The sequence below is a fragment of the Rhizobium sp. B230/85 genome, assembly GCF_019355735.1.
Classification (GTDB): domain Bacteria; phylum Pseudomonadota; class Alphaproteobacteria; order Rhizobiales; family Rhizobiaceae; genus Rhizobium; species Rhizobium rhododendri.
The window spans coordinates 1251979-1270769 of record NZ_CP072157.1; the positions used below are offsets into that span (position 1 = coordinate 1251979).

Below are 18791 nucleotides of genomic sequence, written 5' to 3' on the forward strand. Positions count from 1 at the left end.
GTTCGCCTCTCAGCGGACGACGAATTTCTATTGCTGTGGCTTTCCGCGGGTCGCACGAAAAAAAGATTGACCTGATAGCAGATGTCAGACCAATCTATCCGCAACGAGGGAACGAACGTTTGCTGACACCATTGCCTACTCAGGATCGGACGCGCCAGGTCATCGATGCGTTGTCCGATTTCATAGAGAAAACCAACCTCCAATCCGGCGACCAACTGCCGACCGAGCGCGAGATGATGGGTGCCTTGTCCGTCGGTCGCTCGACCATTCGCGAGGTCATGACCCACTTCCAGGCGCTTGGGGTCGTAGAGACGCGCAAGGGGAGTGGCACCTACCTGCTGAAGCCGGTTTCCAAGGCAACGATCCATATGCCGCTGTCAATGGACACCACGCATTTGCGCGACGTCCTGTTGCAGACACTCGAGGTTCGGCGCGGTATCGAATGCGAAGCTGGGATGGTGGCTGCCAGGAAGCGCACTCCGGAAGATCTTGCGATCATCGAGGAAAAGCTCGACGAGATGGAGCGCGTCCACATCGCCAAGGGCGCCTCCGGCCCCGAAGACCTGGCGTTTCACCTCGCCGTCTATGACGCCACCCACAATCCACTATTCAAGCAGTTGCTGGAGCAGATGCGTGGCACCTTCGAGCGCTTCTGGACCCATCCTTTCGACCGGGAAGACTTTGCGCGTCGGTCGTTTCCGTTCCACCGCACCCTGTTCAACGCGATCGTGGCACAGGATCCGGAGGCAGCGCGCCTCGAAACATTGAAGATTCTCGACGTCGTCGAGGAAGACATCAAGGAAATGTCAAAATGACCGCAGAGCTCGGGCCATTCGATCTCGCATCACTGATTACCGCTCATGACGAAGGCAATTATGCCGAAGCGGTGGTGCCTCCGATCTTCCAGACATCGCTTTTCACCTTCTCCGATTACGACGATATGATCGCCTCCTATCGCGGCGAAAAGGTCCGGCCCATCTACACCCGCGGCCTGAACCCGACGGTCCGGATGTTCGAGGAGATGCTGGCCAAGCTCGAGGCGGCCGAGGATGCGCTCGGATTTGCCAGCGGCATGTCGGCGATCTCGTCAGCCGTGCTCACATTCGTCGAACCGGGCGACCGGATCGTCGCCGTCAAGCATATCTACCCCGATGCCTTTCGCCTGTTCGGCACGATCCTCAAGCGCATGAAGGTCGAGGTGACCTATGTCGATGGTCGCGACGAGGAGGCCGTCGCAAAGGCGCTTCCGGGCGCCAAGGTATTCTACATGGAAAGCCCGACCAGCTGGGTGATGGAAGCCCACGACGTCGGCGCCCTTGCAACGCTCGCCAGGCAGCACGGTGTCGTTTCGATGATCGACAACAGCTGGGCCAGCCCCTTTTTCCAGCAGCCGCTGACGCTGGGCGTCGATCTGGTCATTCATTCCGCCTCCAAATATCTCGGCGGCCATAGCGATGTCGTCGCTGGCGTTGTCGCGGGCTCGAAGGCGCTGATCGCAAGGATAAAGGCCGAGGCCTACCCCTATCTCGGCGGCAAGCTTTCGCCTTTCGATGCCTGGTTGCTCATCCGCGGCATGCGCACATTACCGCTGCGCATGAAGGCGCACGAAGCCGCAGCCATGACGATCGCCAGACGGCTGCAGAACCTCGACGTCGTCGAGGAGGTCTGCCATCCCGGCCTTGCCAACCGATTGCCGGCAGGCCTCAACGGCACGTCCGGCCTGTTCTCTTTCATTTTCCGCGAGGGCGTCGATATCCGGGCCTTCTCCGACCATCTCAGGCTTTTCAAGCTGGGCGTGAGCTGGGGTGGCCACGAGAGCCTCATCGTGCCCGGCCAAGTCGTCCTGCAGCAGAAGGCCCAGCCCAATTCCGCGCACACCTTCGGGATCAGCGCGCGGTCCGTCCGCCTGCATGTCGGTCTCGAAGGAACCGAGGCCTTGTGGAGAGATATCGAGGAAGCAATCGCTGCAGCCTCGTAGGAACCATCAACAGGAAGAAAAACCGAAAAGGGGGAATAGCATGAAAAGACTGATAACAGCGGCACTCTTTACCGCGATGATGGCGGGAACCGCGTTCGCCGATACGACACTCAAGCTCGTCGAAGTCATCACCAGCCCCGAGCGTACCGAGACGCTCAAATCGCTCGTTGGCAAGTTCGAAGCGGCCAACCCCGGTACAAAGGTCGATATCATTTCGCTGCCCTGGAACGAAGCCTTCCAGAAATTCGCAACGATGGTCTCGGCCGGCGATACGCCCGATGTCATGGAGATGCCGGATACCTGGCTGTCGCTCTATGGCAATAACGGTATGCTCGAAAGCCTCGAGCCCTATCTGGCGAAATGGGAGCACACCAAGGAACTGACGCCACGTGCGCTGGAACTCGGCCGGGACGTCAAGAACACCGCCTACATGCTACCCTACGGCTTCTACCTGCGCGCGATGTTCTACAACAAGAAGCTGTTGGCACAGGCCGGCATTTCCGAGCCACCGAAGACCATGGACGATTTCGTCAAAGCCTCCGCGGCGGTCTCGAAGATCCCCGGAAAATACGGCTACTGCATGCGCGGCGGCCCCGGCGGCCTTAATGGCTGGATGATCTTTGCGGCCTCCATGGCGGGCGACAACACGTATTTCAAGCCGGACGGCACGTCGACCATGAACGACGAAGGCTGGGCCAAGGGCATCGAGTGGATGGTCGATCTCTACAAGAAGGGATATGCGCCAAAGGATAGCGTCAACTGGGGCTTCAATGAGGTCGTAGCCGGCTTCTATTCGGGCACCTGCGCCTTCCTCGACCAGGATCCGGATGCACTGATCGCCGTTGCCGAGCGCATGAGCAAGGACGATTTCGGCGTCGCGCCCTTGCCGAAGGGACCGTCCGGCAAGTCTTTCCCGACGATCGGCTATGCTGGCTGGTCGATGTTTGCGACAACCCAGAACAAGGACCTGTCCTGGAAGCTGATCGCCACCCTCGAGGGCCAGGAAGGCAACCTCGAATGGAACAAGAAGATCGGTGCGCTGCCGGCCTATACATCGGCAGAGAAGGATCCGTTCTATGCCGGTGACCAGTTCAAGGGCTGGTTCGAGGAACTGGCCGACAAGAACACGGTGCCGACTGTCATGCCGACCTATCTGGAGGAATTTGCCTTCTTCAAGGATTCGCTGGCCATCAAGACCTCGCAGCAGGCTTTGCTGGGCGATATCTCCGCCAAGGATCTTGCCGATCAATGGGCCGACTATCTGACCAAGGCGCAGCAGAAATTTCTCTCCAAGAAATAGGGCTTGATGCGGCGACGGAGCAATCCGTCGCCGTTTTCGCACACACTGTTGCTAGCCGCATTGCCGCTGCAAACCTGAACGGACCTTTGGCCGATGACCATGACCGCCTATACCGATGACAGGCGTCGAGACCGCAGGCCCTGGAAAAAGCGGCTCGCCGATGCCTCGGAACCCTATCTCTACAGTGCACCGGCACTGATCCTGATCGTCGCCGTCATGCTGGTGCCGCTGGTGATTGGCGTCTCTTATGCCTTCCGGGATGTCCAGCTGCTGAAACCGTTTTCCGGCGGCTTCATCGGCCTCGATCACTTTCGCGATCTTTCCAAAGATGCAGCCTTTTACGGCGCGCTGAGAAACACCCTGTGGTGGACCGGCGCATCGGTCGTCCTGCAATTTGCCTTCGGGCTGATCCTTGCCCTGCTGCTGGACAAGCCATTCTGGGGGCGTGGCCTCGTCCAGGCCCTGGTGTTCCTGCCCTGGGCCGTGCCCTCCTTTCTGGCCGGTCTCAACTGGGCCTGGCTCTTCAATCCGGTGATCGGACCGATCCCGCATTGGCTGTTCGCACTCGGCCTGATGGATCAGCCCGACAACATCCTGTCCAACCCGCATTATGCGATGTGGGGGCCGATCGTTGCCAATGTCTGGTGGGGGATTCCGTTTTTCGCGATCACGCTTCTGGCCGCGCTGCAGGCAATCCCGCGCGATCTCTACGAGGCGGCCTCCATCGATGGGGCCAGCTGGTTCCAGCGGTTCCAATCGATCACGCTTCCATTCCTGGCACCGACCATCGCCATCACCGTCCTGCTGCGAACGGTCTGGGTCTCCAATTTCGCTGACCTCATCGTCGTCATGACCGGCGGTGGCCCTGCTGATCGTACGCAGATCGTCGCCAGCTACATCTTCACCCAGGCCTTCAAGCGGCTGGATTTTGGTTATGCGTCGGCCATCGCGCTGGTGCTGCTGGTGCTGTTGCTCGCCTATTCGATGGTGATCATTCTGCTCCGGCAGACATTGCTGAACAAGGACTAGGCCCATGAGACGATCTTTCCTGCCCATCATCGCCCATCGGCTCGCTATCCTCGTCTACATCGTATTCGCCCTGTTTCCGCTGTTCTGGCTGTTGAAAGTTTCGCTGACGCCGAACGACCTCCTCTATACCGAGGGGGTGCGGATGTGGCCTTCGCGCACGACCTGGGAGCACTACGCGTTCGTGCTGGAGCACAGCGATTTTCCGACGTTCTTCAAAAACAGCGTGATCGTCTCGGCCTCTACCGCCATTGCCGTGACGATCTGCGCGTCATTGGCCGGCTATGCGCTGTCCCGCTTCGATTTTCGGGGCAAATACTGGATCGTGGCGCTCATGCTGCTGACGCAGATGTTTCCGCTGGTCATGCTGGTGGCGCCGATCTTCAAGATCCTCTCGCCTCTGCACCTGACAAACAGCCTGACCGGCCTGGTGATTGTCTACACGGCGTTCAACGTGCCCTTCGCGACCTTCCTGATGCAGTCATTCTTCGACGGCATTCCGAAGGAACTAGAAGAAGCCGCGATGATCGACGGCGCAACGCAATTCATCGCCTTCCGGCAGATCATCCTGCCGCTGACCTTGCCCGGCATTGCGGCAACGCTCGGCTTCGTTTTCACCGCAGCCTGGAGCGAGCTGCTCTTTGCCCTGATGCTGATCAACGGCAACCAGGCGGCCACCTTCCCGGTGGGGCTCTTGACCTTCGTTTCCAAATTCTCGGTCGATTTCGGTCAGATGATGGCGGCGGGCGTCATGGCACTCATTCCGGCCGGGCTGTTCTTCCTGCTCATTCAACGTTACCTCGTCCAGGGCCTGACGGCCGGCGCGGTCAAGGGATAGTCACCATGGCATCGATCGATATCCAGAACGTCAGGAAGGCCTACGGCCATGTGCAGGTGCTGCACGACGTAGACCTGCAGATCGAGGACGGCGAATTCATCGTGTTGGTCGGTCCCTCCGGATGCGGAAAGTCCACGCTGCTGCGCATGATCGCCGGTCTCGAGGACGTCACCGGTGGTGAAATCCGGATCGCCGGTCGCCGGGTCAACGAATTGCACCCGAAGGACCGCGACATCGCCATGGTGTTCCAGTCCTATGCTCTCTACCCGCACATGAATGTCGCCGGCAACATGAGCTACAGCCTGAAAATCCGGAAGATCGCCAAGGAGAAGATCGCCGCGGCGGTGTCGCTGGCGTCTTCCAAGCTGGGTCTCGATCCGCTCCTCGAGCGGCGCCCCAAGGCACTGTCCGGCGGACAGAGGCAGCGTGTCGCCATGGGTCGGGCAATCGTGCGGGAGCCAAAGGCGTTTCTCTTCGACGAACCGCTCTCCAACCTCGATGCGCGTCTGCGCGAACAGATGCGTGCCGAAATCAAGAAACTGCATGCCGATCTGAAAGCGACTTCGATTTACGTCACCCATGACCAGATCGAGGCGATGACGCTGGCGGACCGGATCGTCGCCATGCATGGAGGCGTTGTCCAGCAGGTCGGAAGCCCGCTCGAACTCTATGACCGCCCCGCCAATCTTTTCGTCGCAGGTTTTATCGGCTCTCCCGGCATGAATTTTCTCGAGGCCAGCTACGACGGGCACCAGATGATCCTCGGGGATGGCACTCCAGTTCCGCTTGCCTCAACACCAATCGTCACGACCGGCGAAAAGGCAACGCTCGGCATCCGCCCGGAACACGTGGTCGTGACACGGAATGGATCTGGTATCAGTGCCGACGTGGACCTGATAGAGCCGACCGGTTTCGGTATTATCCTCCACCTGAAGCTGCACGGCCTGCCATTCAAGATCTTCACACTCGATCGCGAAACCATGTCGATGGGCCCGAAAGTCTCCGTCGCCTTCCCGACCCAGCATCTGCATGTGTTTGACGGCGAAGGAAACAGAGCGACCTGATCGGCTGTTATGCCGGAATCCGAGAAGGCGCTGCTGTGTCAACGACTTAAAGCGCGATCCCGCTGATGCGATCGAAGACGTAAACCTGGTCAGGGTTGATGTTGACGTTGAGCGCGGCGCCGTAGCTGACAGGGAACTCGCCATCCACAACGGCTGTCATTTGTTGGCCGGCAATCTCGAACAACACATGTGTCTGCGCACCGGTTGGTTCAACAAGCAGGGTCCGACCGCTGAGTGGTGATCCCTTTCCTGCCGGGTTCAAGTTCTCTGGACGCAAGCCGATCGTAACCTCCTGTCCCGACGTGACCCGCCTCTCGGCGGCAATGCGCAGCGCAGTCCCGTCCTTCAGCCGGACAACTGGCTCGCCCGCCAGACCCTCCACCACGCCGTCGAGCACATTCATGGCAGGCGAGCCAATAAAGCCCGCGACGAACAGGTTGGCGGGGGTTCGGTAAAGTTCCAGGGGCGTGCCGTGCTGCTCTATCCTGCCCTGGTTAAGCACGACGATCCGGTCGGCAAGCGTCATGGCTTCGATCTGGTCATGGGTGACGTAGATGGACGTCGTCTGGACCTTCTGGTGGAGCGTCTTGATCTCGGCACGCATCTGGACACGGAGTTTGGCGTCGAGATTGGACAGGGGCTCGTCGAAGAGGAAGACGGAGGGATTTCGCACGACGGCCCTGCCCATGGCCACCCGCTGGCGCTGGCCTCCGGAGAGCTGGGCCGGTTTCCTCTCAAGAAGCGCGGTCAGATCCAGCATCCGTGCCGCCTCGTTGACGCGCTGGTCGATCACAGTCTTCGGCTGCCCTGACAATTTGAGATTGAATGCCATGTTCTGCGCCACTGTCATGTGCGGATAGAGCGCGTATGACTGGAACACCATGGCAATGTTGCGCTCGCGGGGCGTCAGCGCGTTGACGATGTCGCCACCGATCAGCACATCGCCGCCGGTAACCTCCTCCAGCCCGGCGATCATCCTCAGCAATGTCGACTTGCCACAACCGGATGGACCGACCAGAGCGATGAATTCCCCGTCGCTGATCGAGAGCGAGATGTCATGAATGACATCGAGCGCACCATAGGATTTGCGGAGGTTCTGAAGTTCGACGGATGCCATGCTTTGGATGCTCCAGTTGCGCCTGTCAGGACTTCACCGCACCGGCTGTCAGGCCAGCGATGATGTGTTTTTGCGCGAGGAAGAAGACGATGATGGTCGGCAGGATGGTCAGCGTGATGAAGGCCAGCACCAGCTGCCACTGTGTCCCGAACTCGCCGCGATAGACCATGATCCCGAGTGGCCAGGGATAGATCGATTCCGAGTTCAGCATGATCAGCGGCAGGATGTAGCTATTCCAGCTGCCGACGAAGGAAATGATGCTGACAGTGGCGATGATCGGTCGCGAAAGCGGAAGGGTGATGTACCAGAAGAAGCGCATGTAGCCGCAGCCGTCGACCAGCGCTGCCTGGAACAATTCCTCCGGCAGGTTTTTGAAGTAATTCCGCAGGAGCAGGATGCTCATTCCAAGTCCGAACGCGACCTGCGGCAGAACGACGCCCCAATAGGTATTGAGAAGGCCAAGATCGCGGATGCGGATGAACAGCGGCAGTATGGCTGTTGCCGCCGGGAACATCAGGCCGATCAGGAAGTAATTCAGCAGAAAATCCGAGCCGAAGAAGCGCACGTGGGCAAAGGTGAAGGCGGCCATCGCCGAGACGCTGACGGTCAGGAACACCGTCAGCAGGGCGATGATCAGCGAATTCATCATCTGTCGCCAGTAGCGATCGCCAAACAGGATGTCGGTGTAGTTTTCGACATGCCATTCCGCTGGCAGGCCGAAAGGATTGACCCTGAGATCGCCGAGCGACTTGAAGCCGCCGAGCGCGGTTGTCAGCAGTGGCACGAGGACGATGGCTGCGATGATGGTCAGCGACAGGTACAGGTAGGCCCTGGTGCCGGGGCTGACGCGAATGGATGTGGCCATATCAGTCATTGCGCATAAATATCCGTTTGTAACCGAAGGCGAGGGTGACGCAGATCACGAACAGCACCACCCCGACGGCGCTGCCGAGGCCGACCTGCATCCTGGTGACGCCGAAATTGAAGAGGAAAGTCACCATCGTCTGGGTCGAGTTGAACGGTCCGCCACCGGTCAGCGGCATGATCAGGTCAAACAGTTGCAGCGAGCCGACGATCGCGAAGAAGACGGAAAGACGCAGTGTGGAGGCAAGCAGGGGTAGCGTAACATAACGGAATTTCTGCCAGCCCGTAGCACCGTCGATCTCGGCGGCTTCCAGAATGCTCTTGTCGAGCGATTGCAGCCCGGCGATGAACAACATCATGTGAAAGCCGAAATACTTCCAGACGATGACCGCCAGGACGGCGTAGATCGCCAGGTCCTTGTCGGCAAGCACATAGGGCGTCGCAACGCCGAACAGGTGCGCCAGCGACGCGAACAGGCCATAGTCGCCATCGTAGACGAAGCGCCAGATCAGGCCGGCGGCCACCTCGGCGAGCACGTAGGGCAGAAAGAAAATCAGCCGGAACATCACCACGCCGGCAATCCTGTTGGCGAGCATCGTTGACAGCCAGATCGCCAACGGAATCTGCACGATGATCGAGACGACAATGATCAACGCGTTGTTTTTCAGAGATGTCAGAAAGGCCTGGTTGTTGAACAGGACCTGGAAATTCCGCAGGCCGACAAAATCCGTCGGTGCGCCGTAGCCACTCCATTTATAGAGGCTGTACCAAGCCGCTTCTCCCATCGGCAGGATGACAAAGATCGTGAAAAGCAGCAGGGCAGGTGGCAGGAAGATGAGCAGCACCGGCAGGCGGCCGTGGTTTGCCGAGCTCTTTCGCCGGACAACAGGCTTGGGCCGTGCCGCCGCACTGACGGTCGATGTGACGCTGATATCAGTCATAGGGATTGCCTGTCTCGAGATTCGAGGTTGCGGCCGGCGGCGGGCAACGCGTGCTGCCGCCGGACACAGGCTTCAGAGTTGATCCTGCTCGAAAGCCTCCTGGATCTGCGCAGCTCCATCCTTCGGCGTCAGCTGGCCGGAGACAATGCCAACGGAAACATCGTTGACTACACGCCCGACGGACGGTCCCAGATCCTGGTCGAAGAAGTTCTGGTGCCAGGTGGTATGGGCCAGTTGTTCGGCGGACTGCCTCATCAGCGGATTGGTGACCCCATCCTCGGCGCCGACCGCCACGGGAATGATCATACCGGCCTTCGCCATCGCCCGCTGGTTGTCGGCATTGTTGAGATAGGCTAGGAAATCCAGCGCTTCCGGGGGCGCTTTTTTCGACACCGCCCAGGCATTCAGTCCCCCGAGCGTATCCGTCGCGGCACCAGCACCCCCCGTTACTGCCGGAAACGCAAAGCGACCGATATTGTCGCTGGCGAGGCCTTTGCCGTCGCCGGCATTGGTGCGCTGGTTGGATTCGGTATTCTCGAAGCCAAGGATCATCGCCGCCTTGCCGTCGGCAAATACGCCGAGGGTCTGCGGCCATGTCGCGCCGAGATACCCCGGCTGGAACGGTTCGAGTTTGCCGAGGTCGGCAAGCTGCTCGCCGGCCTTGATGACGGCGGGATCGTTGAAGCCTTCACCCTGTCCGGTCTTGGCGGCGTCGAACACCTTCTGGCCGCCGTCGCGCATGACGAGGTAGCTCCAGTAGAAGTGGATCGGCCACTTTTCGCCGCCACCCCCGGCGATCGGCACGATACCGGCAGCCTTGATCTTCTTGACCGCTGCCAGATAGTCTTCCCAACTCTTGATGGCGGTCGCGTCGACGCCGGCTTTGGCGAACAGCGCCTTGTTGTAATAGAACGAGACCGTGCCGAGCTTGAAGGGTACGGCGCTGATTTTGCCGTTGAAGGTCAGGCCCTCGACGGCAGCAGGATTGAAGCTCTTCAGCCACGCGCCGTCATTGGCCTTCATTGCAGTGGTCAGATCCAGCAGAGCGCCAGTTGCCATCTGCTGCTTCAGGACGCCGCCACCCCAGCTATAGAAAAAATCCGGGGCGTCGCTCGATTGCAGCAGCGTCGGCAGCTTGGCCTTGAATGCTTCGTTTTCCAGAAACTGCATCTGGATTTTGACGCCGGGATGCTGGGTCTCATAGGTATCGGCTATCTTGCGCCAGATGGCGACATAGCCAGGATCAAGCTCAAGGTGCAGCCACTTGACGGTGGTATCGGCCATCGCACTGGCCGCACCGAGCATCATGGCAAGTCCGGTGGTAGCGACAAGCATAGCTGTCCGCTTACCGCGAAGGGCTTTCGCCCCGACGATCTGAAACATCATTTCTCCTCCCAAGGGAATGACAAGTCCTCACCATTTTTCCCTTATGCGGATTAAGTCATCGGAAAATTGCACAGTTGTCAATCGCTAAACTTGTTTTTTAGGCAGCAAGGCTTGACAGTCTTCAACGTGGGGTCTCTATTTAATTCATGATCCGGCCTAAATTCTACGGCGGGATAGTTGGTCCAACAGGTTGCTTTGTCTCAATGAAAACTGCCGACCCAGAGCTGATGCGGGCGATCAACCGTTTCAGTATCCTTGATACGATCCGGCGCGCGGGGCCAATCGCGCGGATCGAAATCAGCGAACTCACGCAATTGTCGACGACGACGGTGTCGGCCATCACGGCAGCCCTGCTGGACGATGGTCTGATCCTAGCGCGACACGAGGGCGATCTTCGCAATCCCGCAGCGCGAGGTCGCCCGAGGGTGGCGCTGGAGCTCAATCCGGCTGCCGCGCGCGTCGTGGGCGCAAAGATTGCTGCCGATCGGATGATCTTCGTGGTGACTGATTTTTGCGGCGAGGTGCTGTCGAGACAGACGATGGCGCTGCGCGTCGATCGGCAGCCGATTAGCGTCATTGCCGACCTTATCGATGACGGGGTCCGTCGTTGCGTTATCGATGCGGATCTGTCGATCCATGATATCGATCTCGTCTGCCTCGGTTTGCCCGGGCTGATCGAACACCGCACCGGGCATGTCCGCACCAGCCCGATTTTTCGCGAAACCGGCGTCGATTTCGCCCGGGAAATGTCCGAGCGGCTGGGCATTACCACGATCGTCGAGAGCGATGCCCATGCGATAACTCTGGCGCATCACTGGTTTGGACACGCCCGCGAGCTCGATGACGTCGTCGTGGTTTCGCTGGAGAAAACTCTTGGTCTCGGCGTCCTGCATGGTGGCCAGCTGTTTCGTGGCGCTGGCGGTCTTAGTCATAACCTCGGAGATCTCGTCATTGGCATGGGATCGGAAGGGGCCATCCGTCTCTCCAGCCAGGCGGGGGAAAACGCCATCTTCGGTGCACATTCGAGTGGCGGACGCTTTGCCGAAGCCGTCCGGCTTGGGCGCGGCATGGCGCACGCGCAAACACTCATTGCTGGCGAGGACAATGGACTGATCGTCGCTGCCACCCGCGCCGGCGAGGCCTGCGGCATGGCCGTCGCCAATATCGTCACGTTGTTCGCACCGCCCCGCGTCATCGTCGTCGGATCGACACTTGCGCTGGGAGCGCCGTTTCTCGACAGCCTGCGTCATGCCTATGCGGCGGCTATTCCGCCTTCCATCCGGGGCGTCGCCGAACTTGTTTTCGACCAATCGACCGATGAGACCTGGGCACAGGGAGCAGCGGTCGTGGCACTTCGCGAACTCTACGAATCGCCCTGGAGCACGACAGGGCCCGCGCCGGCGCACTAACCCACAAAAATTCGAACCGGTCTTGGAGGAGGCAGTTATGGAAAAAGTTGGAATCGGCATTATCGGCTGCGGGAATATATCCGGCGCCTACCTGAAAGCCATGAGATCGTTCCCCATTCTCGATATCAAAGGCGTGGCGGACCTCAATCGCGACCTGGCGGAGGCAAAGGCTGCGGAATTCGGCCTGAAAGCGGTCGACATCGCAGAGCTTTTCGCCGATCCGGCGGTTGAGATCATCGTCAACCTGACCATCCCGAAGGCCCATGTGGCTGTCGCCCTGCAAGCGCTCGATGCGGGAAAACACACCTATTCGGAAAAACCGCTCGGCATCAACTTCAATGAGGGCAAACGCCTTGCCAATGCTGCCGCGGCGAAGGGGCTGAGGATCGGTGCTGCGCCGGACACATTCCTCGGCGGCGGCCACCAGACGGCGCGTGCCATCATCGATGAGGGCGCCATCGGGCAGCCGGTCGGTGGTACCGCGACCTTCATGTGCCCCGGCCACGAGCGCTGGCATCCAAACCCGGATTTCTATTACGAGGTCGGCGGCGGCCCCATGCTCGATATGGGACCCTATTATATCACCGATCTTGTCAATTTGCTCGGTCCGGTCTCGCAGGTGGCCGGCTTCGCCACGACCCCGCGCAAGGAGCGCATCATCACCAGCGCGCCGCGCAACGGCCAGCATATCCCCGTGCATGTCGCGACCCATGTCGCCGGCGTCATGGCTTTCGCAAATGGCGCCATCGTACAGATCGGCATGAGCTTCGATGTCGCTGGCCACAAACATGTTCCGATCGAAATCTACGGGACGGAAGGCACGCTTCTCGTGCCCGATCCGAACCACTTCGGCGGATCGGTGGAATATCTGAAGAAGGGCGGCGAGTTCGAGACCCGCGAGGTTACAGGACCTTATGCAGACGGCAACTACCGCTCGCTTGGGGTTGCTGACATGGCACATGCCATTCGCTCGAACCGACCGCATCGCGCCAGCGGTAGCCTGGCGCTGCATGTGCTGGAGGTGATGGAAGCCTTCCAGACCGCGTCCGATACCGGCCGTACGGTCAGCATCGCCACTGAGACCGGGCGTCCCGCTCCCCTGTCCGAATCCCTTGTGGACGGGCTGATCGAGCAATGAAACAGGAGAACAGTACAATGCGCGAAGCACTTATCGTCTGGGGCGGCTGGAGCGGTCACGAGCCGCAGGAATGCGCCCATATCGTCCGCGACATTCTCGAAGAGGATGGTTTCAAGGTCTATCTGGAAAACAGCACGGAAGCGTTTGCCGATCCATCCATCCACGACCTGAGCCTGATCGTGCCGATCGTCACGATGTCGAAGATCGAGAAGGAGGAGGTAAAGAACCTGGCCGCCGCTGTCGAGAGCGGTGTTGGTATCGCCGGTTATCACGGCGGTGCGGGCGACAGCTTTCGCGATAGCGTCGACTACCAGTTCATCATCGGCGGCCAGTGGGTGGCCCATCCCGGTAACATCATCGATTACACCGTCAATATCACCAAGCCGGACGATCCGATCATGGAGGGGATCGAGGACTTTCCTTACACCTCCGAGCAATACTACATGCATGTCGACCCATCGAACGAGGTGTTGGCAACGACTACCTTTACCGGCGAGCATGCCTACTGGATCAACGGTGTCGTTATGCCGGTCGCCTGGAAACGCCACTATGGCAAAGGCCGGGTCTTCTATTCGTCGCTCGGGCACCAGGCCAAGGAGTTTTCGGTGTCGCAGATGAGAACGATTTTCCATCGCGGCATGAATTGGGCGGCAAGGTGATTGGCGGACTGAATGCTGCCCTATGGCGCTCGGGCGAGCGCCATAGGGAAAGTTGAACAGGGCGCACAGCGCGAATAAGGGAACCGGGTTTGACGGTCAATCTCATCCAATCCGTCAAATGCCGGCACTAAACTCCTACGCCTGCCTTGCGCGGTGGCGGCGACCTTTGCCTATATCTGGCAGGAAGACGGTGAGAAGCCCTAGGAGCGGCAGGTAGGAGCAGATGCTATAGACGTAGGCGATGCCCTTGTGGTCGGCGACAATGCCGAGCCCGGCAGCGCCGATCCCGCCGATGCCGAAGGCAAAGCCGAAAAATAGTCCGGCGATCGTACCCACCCTGCCGGGCACCAGTTCCTGCGCAAAGACGATGATCGCTGAAAATGCCGAGGCGAGGATGACGCCGATGATGACGGTGAGCACCACCGTGACCTCATAGTTGGCATAGGGGAGTGCGAGGGTGAACGGCAAGGTGCCGAGGATGGAGAACCAGATCACGAACTTGGTGCCGAACCAATCGACGGCAGGGCCGCCGGCAACGGTGCCGACCGCAACAGCCCCGAGGAACACGAACAGCAGAATCTGCGCATGCTGGACCGACACGCCAAAGCGGTCGATCATGTAGAAAGTGTAGTAGCTCGACAGACTGCTCATGTAGATGAATTTGGAAAAGACAAGGAATACGAGCACGATAATCGACTTGACGATGGTTGCGCGCGGCAGGGCCACGACGGCCGCGACCACCTTTCGCTTGGCGTTGGCAATGCGGTGGCGGGAATACCAGACGCCGACCCGCCACAGGACGATCATGCCGAGCAGGGCGACCAGCGAAAACCATGCAACGCTGACCTGTCCGCGCGGCAGGACGATGAAGGCTGCCAGCAGCGGTCCCATGGCCGAGCCAAAATTGCCGCCGACCTGAAACAGCGATTGCGCCAGCCCGTGACGTCCGCCGGAGGCAAGCCGCGCGACGCGCGAGGATTCGGGGTGGAACACGGCAGAACCCAGCCCGACCACGCCGGCGCCGACGAGCAGTACCCAGTAGGCACGGGCAAACGCCAGCAGCAGCAGACCGATCAGTGTAAAGCCCATGCCGACCGTCAGCGAATATGGCAGCGGCCGCTTGTCGGTATAGATGCCGATGAGCGGCTGCAGCAGCGAGGCCGTTACCTGGAAGACCAGGCCGAGGAAGCCGATCTGGGTGAAATCGAGCCCGTAGCTATCCTTGATCATCGGATAGAGTGCCGGGATGAGAGACTGCATGGTATCGTTGAGCATATGGCAGAAGCTGACCGCCATGATGATGCCGAAAACCGTTTCCTCGGCAGTCGGCGTTGCTGTGCTCGCGGTTGTGTCGGTCATGTCAGCCTCCCGTTTGTCCACTTGAGGTTGATCAAGTAGCGCCGGGTCGGGACTGGCTCAAGCCGGGTTGGGCTTCTATCCGTCGCATCCGCGCAATTCCTGCAAAAGTGCCTGGCGATTTGGTGTCCGGAATGCGTAAAAACAAAGGGATAGAGGCTTTCACGTCTCCGTGAAAACAGAATTGCCCTAGTATTTCTTTTTGCGACCCGGAACCTTGTTGCCGCGCGGCCCCGTCTGCACCGGGGTGTTCTGGACATTTTCCTCGGAAAGCTTGCGCCAGCGATCCAGCCGTTCGGCCGAAAGCGTGCCTTCCTTGACCGCCTTCTGGACAGCGCAACCGGGCTCGTGCGCGTGGGTGCAATCGCGGAACCGGCAGAAGGGTGCCAGATCTGTAATCTCGGCGAACAGCGTTTCGATGCCGAATGAGGCGTCGCTGACATAGAGCGTCCGCATGCCGGGCGTATCGATCACCCAACCGCCGCCGGCGATAGCGTGCAGCGAGCGAGAAGTGGTGGTGTGACGGCCTTTGGCATCCTGCTCTCGAATACCGCCGGTCTCCTGGGTCTGCTCGCGATCAGGCCCCGCCAGCGTATTGACGAGGGTCGACTTGCCAACGCCTGAAGAACCAACCAGCGCCACCGTGCGGCCAGCTCCGCACCACGGTGCCAGTGCACCCACTGCATCCGGAGAGCGGCCGTTGAGCACGACGACGGCGAGATCGCGCTGCAGCGCCTGCGCCTGCTGCCTGTAGCTTTCGGCGTCGTCGACGGTGTCGGCCTTGGTGAGCAAGATCACCGGCTCGGTGCCCGCCTGGTTGGCAAGCGCCAGGTAGCGCTCGAGCCGCGAAGGATTGAAGTCGGCATTGCAGGATGTGACGATGAACAGGGTGTCGACATTGGCAGCGGCCAGCTGGTTGTCCTTGCCTTCCGTGCGGCGCTGCAGCAGCGCCTTGCGGTCCAGGCGGCGGACGACGAGATCGGTCTCGCGTTCCGCTAGCACCCAGTCGCCGACGGCGAACTCGCCGGTATTAGCGTGCGGCCCAAGAATGAGCTGCTCCGGCCCATGCTCCGATATGCCAGCGAGACGGGTGCGGTGAACGCCGGAAATGCGGCGCGGTTCCAGACCGGCGTCGGCATCCTCGATTTGCGACTGGAAAAACTCAGACCAGCCGAGTGCTGCAAGCGATGCTGTATCCGTCACAGGTTGCCCCCGGGGCTTGGCGTTGCAGTCATCGGCCAGCTCCTCTTCGATACGGGCATGGACGCTGATAGCAGACCGGTCGCCGAAAGGGCAATCACTTTGGCGGATGCATTGTCCAGAACTAATCGACGACCGTGACTTGCGGCCATTGTTTCAGCGCCTGCCTGCCGCCCTCGGTCAGGGCGTAGACGCCTTTTTCCACTCGTTCGAACCAGCCGTAGACGTTGCGCAGCAGGATCGTTCCTGCCTGCGGTGCTACCAGTTTCATATCCTTCGGGCGAAGAGGCCCGGCCTCGAGCGCTGCAGCGATGGCAAGCGCCTGCTGGCGGTAGGCGGTCATGACGGGAATTTTGGTCGAGCCGCCGAGCATGGGATCGCCGCGCCGCCGCTGGTGCTCCCGGACGAGCCGCGAGCGCCGCTTGGAATTGGTTCGAGGCATCGGCGTTACCGACTGGACGATGACGCTGACCACGCCTGCATCCGAGACGCCCAGCATGCCGAAGCCCAGTCGCCGGCAGAGATCGCGATAGCGACTGTCGGATTCGCGACCTTTGCCCCTGGCCGAAATACGGGCCGCAATCCACACCTCGTCGCAGACGGACGCCCGGTCGACTGCTTGCAGGACGAGTTCGAGGTTGAACGTCAGCTTCAGTTCGCAGATGACGACGATGCCGGGGTCGTCGTCGCTGAGCCCCACCATATCGCAGCCGCCGATCTCGCCCTTGACCCGGTAACCGGCACTTTCCAGAAAGGCCTTCACGGGAAGATAAAGCGTTTTTTCCAAGCTGGGTCCGACCTAGGTGATTCTGTCTCTCTTCTTTTGCAATGCCGTGGCCGGCTTCGCAATGCCTGCAGCGCCGATGCCGCCTTGCGAGGTGCTGCTAGCTGAGATAGCGCGCTTCGAGCAGATCCAACTCCTGGACCAGTTTCCGGCCAGTCGCGCTGCCGAGCTCGCGGGCGCGGACCTTGCGGAAAATCTCGCTGCGTTCGGCCCGGACTGCCGCCAGCCGCAACTGCATTTCGATCTTGGCGATCTCGCGCGACGTCGAGCCCTCATCTTCGGCACCCGTATGGATTTCCAGCCGCCGCCGATAGAATTCGGTGACCCGCGCTGCGGCCTCGACATAGAGGTCGGTGTCGTCCTTGCCCTTGGCAAGATTGTGCTGGACCTCCTCGACTTCCTTCATGGCGACCTGCGCCGCAGCGATTCGGGCTGCGTCCTCATCCTCTTCCCGCTTGGTTTCCTTCGGTAGCTCCAGGTTGCGCAGTAGTGGCGGTAGGAACACGGTGGCGGCGATCAGCGAAAAGACGATGACCCCCATGGCGAGGAATATCGCAAGGTCGCGTCCCGGAAAAATCGATCCGTCGTTCATGGTCAAGGGCAGGGTCAGCACGCCGGCCAGCGTCAGTGCGCCTCGCACGCCGGCGACGGAAAAGGCCGCGACAATGCGCGAACTCGTCGAATCGTGTCGCCGCTTGTCCCGAAGCAGCGTCAGTTGCAGCGACACCCAGACCCAGACGAAACGCAGGCTGGCAAGACTGACCGTCAGCGCGAGGACATAGGCCAGCAGCCACCACGGGTTTTCGTGGCCGGTCAGCTTTACCGTCTGGTCGGCGCGCGACAGGATGCCCGGCAGTTGCTCGCCGAGAAGGACGAAGATGGTGCCGTTCAAGGCAAAGGCGATCATGTCCCACACGGCACTGCGGCGAACGCGGGTGATGGCCATGGCCCGGCCCGAATTCTCCGCGATGCTCATCGTTACCCCGGCAGAGACAGCCGCGAGGATCCCGGAGCACTTCAGATGCTCCGCCAGCAGATAGGCGGCAAACGGCATAAGCAGGCTCACCAGGATCTGCGAGCCGCTCTCCTCGCCGTAGCGCTGCGAAAGGCGCGTACTGACCGCGTTGATCGTCCAGGTGACCGCGATGCCGATCACCAGCCCGCCAATCGCTACCCAGAGAAAATTCAACGTTGCGTCATAGAGCGAAAACGTGCCGGTCAGGGCGGCAGCGATGGCAAAGCGCAGGCAGACGAGGCCGGATGCGTCGTTGAGAAGCGATTCGCCCTCGAGGATATGCATCATCCGCGGCGGGATCTTCACGCGCTTGGCAATGGCCGATACGGCAATCGGGTCGGTCGGAGAAACAACGGCTGCGAGCGCGAAGCAGACGGCCAGTGGCATGGCAGGTATCAGCCAGTGGACAAAAAGTCCGACGCCAAGAACCGTAAAGACGACCAGCCCGAGCGCCAGTTCAAGAACGATGTTCCGGTCCCGTATCAACTCCTCGCGCGGAATGCGCCATCCGTCGAGAAACAGCAGCGGCGGCAGGAACAGCAGAAAGAAGATATCCGGTTCCAGCGTGACGCTGAGATTTGCCGACAGGCCGATCGCTGCGCCAAGCACGATCTGGATAAGCGGCAAAGGCAGTGTTATCGGGATAACCCGCGACACCAGGCCGCTGACGACGATGGCCAGCAACAAAACGAGGGCTGTGGTGATGACGTCCAAGA

The 18791-nt window shown here is 60.3% G+C and carries 17 protein-coding genes; 9 read left to right on the forward strand and 8 right to left on the reverse strand.

Features of this window, described 5'->3' with window-relative positions:
- Window positions 1-119: 119 nt before the first annotated feature.
- From J5289_RS23765 to J5289_RS23790, 6 genes are all read left to right on the forward strand, one after another.
- Window positions 120-815: a FadR/GntR family transcriptional regulator gene (locus tag J5289_RS23765; RefSeq protein ID WP_143123140.1), complete on the forward strand. Its 696-nt coding sequence runs from the start codon at window positions 120-122 to the stop codon at window positions 813-815.
- Complete coding sequence (locus J5289_RS23770; protein WP_143123139.1) at window positions 812-1978, forward strand: PLP-dependent transferase; 1167 nt, start codon at window positions 812-814, stop codon at window positions 1976-1978. Before J5289_RS23765 ends, J5289_RS23770 begins: the two co-directional genes overlap by 4 nt.
- A gap of 40 nt (window positions 1979-2018) precedes the next feature.
- Window positions 2019-3278, forward strand: coding sequence for a sugar ABC transporter substrate-binding protein (locus tag J5289_RS23775; RefSeq protein WP_143123138.1), 1260 nt, complete (start codon window positions 2019-2021; stop codon window positions 3276-3278).
- A gap of 93 nt (window positions 3279-3371) precedes the next feature.
- On the forward strand, window positions 3372-4307 hold the full coding sequence (locus tag J5289_RS23780; protein ID WP_142830927.1) for a carbohydrate ABC transporter permease: 936 nt from the start codon (window positions 3372-3374) through the stop codon (window positions 4305-4307).
- A gap of 4 nt (window positions 4308-4311) precedes the next feature.
- Entirely contained in the window at window positions 4312-5142 is an 831-nt protein-coding gene (locus J5289_RS23785; protein WP_142830929.1) for a carbohydrate ABC transporter permease, read from the forward strand.
- 5 nt (window positions 5143-5147) lie between these two features.
- Entirely contained in the window at window positions 5148-6206 is a 1059-nt protein-coding gene (locus tag J5289_RS23790; protein WP_142830931.1) for an ABC transporter ATP-binding protein, read from the forward strand.
- Window positions 6207-6252: 46 nt separating this feature from the next.
- On the opposite strand, the gene J5289_RS23795 is transcribed toward J5289_RS23790, so the two are convergent.
- The 4 genes from J5289_RS23795 to J5289_RS23810 form a co-directional block, all read right to left on the reverse strand.
- Complete coding sequence (locus J5289_RS23795) at window positions 6253-7323, reverse strand: ABC transporter ATP-binding protein (protein ID WP_142830933.1); 1071 nt, start codon at window positions 7321-7323, stop codon at window positions 6253-6255.
- 25 nt (window positions 7324-7348) lie between these two features.
- Window positions 7349-8197 carry a carbohydrate ABC transporter permease gene (locus J5289_RS23800; protein ID WP_142830934.1) on the reverse strand — a complete coding sequence of 283 codons (849 nt, stop codon included), beginning with the start codon at window positions 8195-8197 and terminating at the stop codon, window positions 7349-7351.
- Window positions 8190-9128 carry a carbohydrate ABC transporter permease gene (locus J5289_RS23805; protein ID WP_209186416.1) on the reverse strand — a complete coding sequence of 313 codons (939 nt, stop codon included), beginning with the start codon at window positions 9126-9128 and terminating at the stop codon, window positions 8190-8192. Before J5289_RS23805 ends, J5289_RS23800 begins: the two co-directional genes overlap by 8 nt.
- Window positions 9129-9200: 72 nt before the next feature.
- Entirely contained in the window at window positions 9201-10511 is a 1311-nt protein-coding gene (locus J5289_RS23810) for an ABC transporter substrate-binding protein (protein ID WP_374108605.1), read from the reverse strand.
- 206 nt (window positions 10512-10717) lie between these two features.
- Here J5289_RS23810 and J5289_RS23815 point away from each other — a divergent pair, with 206 nt between their 5' ends.
- From J5289_RS23815 to J5289_RS23825, 3 genes are read left to right on the forward strand one after another with little or no spacing between them, the layout of a single operon-like run.
- Entirely contained in the window at window positions 10718-11923 is a 1206-nt protein-coding gene (locus tag J5289_RS23815) for an ROK family transcriptional regulator (protein ID WP_142830937.1), read from the forward strand.
- A gap of 37 nt (window positions 11924-11960) precedes the next feature.
- A complete protein-coding gene (locus tag J5289_RS23820; RefSeq protein ID WP_209207126.1) occupies window positions 11961-13061 on the forward strand; it encodes a Gfo/Idh/MocA family protein in 1101 nt (366 codons plus the stop codon).
- A gap of 17 nt (window positions 13062-13078) precedes the next feature.
- Entirely contained in the window at window positions 13079-13720 is a 642-nt protein-coding gene (locus J5289_RS23825) for a ThuA domain-containing protein (protein ID WP_142830939.1), read from the forward strand.
- Window positions 13721-13855: 135 nt separating this feature from the next.
- Here the strand turns inward: J5289_RS23825 and J5289_RS23830 are convergent, their stop codons facing one another.
- The 4 genes from J5289_RS23830 to J5289_RS23845 form a co-directional block, all read right to left on the reverse strand.
- Window positions 13856-15079, reverse strand: coding sequence for an MFS transporter (locus tag J5289_RS23830; RefSeq protein ID WP_209207125.1), 1224 nt, complete (start codon window positions 15077-15079; stop codon window positions 13856-13858).
- 186 nt (window positions 15080-15265) lie between these two features.
- The gene (gene rsgA, locus J5289_RS23835) at window positions 15266-16279 is read right to left on the reverse strand and encodes a ribosome small subunit-dependent GTPase A (protein ID WP_244615393.1); all 1014 of its coding nucleotides are present in this window, start codon (window positions 16277-16279) and stop codon (window positions 15266-15268) included.
- 121 nt (window positions 16280-16400) lie between these two features.
- The gene (locus tag J5289_RS23840) at window positions 16401-17063 is read right to left on the reverse strand and encodes a DUF2161 domain-containing phosphodiesterase (protein WP_143123131.1); all 663 of its coding nucleotides are present in this window, start codon (window positions 17061-17063) and stop codon (window positions 16401-16403) included.
- Between the two features lie 97 nt (window positions 17064-17160).
- Window positions 17161-18789, reverse strand: coding sequence for a Na+/H+ antiporter (locus tag J5289_RS23845; protein WP_142830943.1), 1629 nt, complete (start codon window positions 18787-18789; stop codon window positions 17161-17163).
- Between the last annotated feature and the right edge of the window lie 2 nt (window positions 18790-18791).

What these genes read in the sequence shown, in the direction of transcription:
- J5289_RS23820 (WP_209207126.1), top strand. Translation starts at nt 11,961, where the DNA reads ATGGAAAAAGTTGGAATCGGCATTATCGGCTGCGGGAATATATCCGGC.
- J5289_RS23795 (WP_142830933.1), bottom strand. Translation starts at nt 7,323, where the DNA reads ATGGCATCCGTCGAACTTCAGAACCTCCGCAAATCCTATGGTGCGCTC.
- J5289_RS23825 (WP_142830939.1), top strand. Translation starts at nt 13,079, where the DNA reads ATGCGCGAAGCACTTATCGTCTGGGGCGGCTGGAGCGGTCACGAGCCG.
- J5289_RS23790 (WP_142830931.1), top strand. Translation starts at nt 5,148, where the DNA reads ATGGCATCGATCGATATCCAGAACGTCAGGAAGGCCTACGGCCATGTG.
- J5289_RS23770 (WP_143123139.1), top strand. Translation starts at nt 812, where the DNA reads ATGACCGCAGAGCTCGGGCCATTCGATCTCGCATCACTGATTACCGCT.
- J5289_RS23815 (WP_142830937.1), top strand. Translation starts at nt 10,718, where the DNA reads ATGAAAACTGCCGACCCAGAGCTGATGCGGGCGATCAACCGTTTCAGT.
- J5289_RS23810 (WP_374108605.1), bottom strand. Translation starts at nt 10,511, where the DNA reads ATGTTTCAGATCGTCGGGGCGAAAGCCCTTCGCGGTAAGCGGACAGCT.
- J5289_RS23830 (WP_209207125.1), bottom strand. Translation starts at nt 15,079, where the DNA reads ATGACCGACACAACCGCGAGCACAGCAACGCCGACTGCCGAGGAAACG.
- J5289_RS23775 (WP_143123138.1), top strand. Translation starts at nt 2,019, where the DNA reads ATGAAAAGACTGATAACAGCGGCACTCTTTACCGCGATGATGGCGGGA.
- J5289_RS23800 (WP_142830934.1), bottom strand. Translation starts at nt 8,197, where the DNA reads ATGACTGATATGGCCACATCCATTCGCGTCAGCCCCGGCACCAGGGCC.
- J5289_RS23785 (WP_142830929.1), top strand. Translation starts at nt 4,312, where the DNA reads ATGAGACGATCTTTCCTGCCCATCATCGCCCATCGGCTCGCTATCCTC.
- J5289_RS23805 (WP_209186416.1), bottom strand. Translation starts at nt 9,128, where the DNA reads ATGACTGATATCAGCGTCACATCGACCGTCAGTGCGGCGGCACGGCCC.
- J5289_RS23780 (WP_142830927.1), top strand. Translation starts at nt 3,372, where the DNA reads ATGACCATGACCGCCTATACCGATGACAGGCGTCGAGACCGCAGGCCC.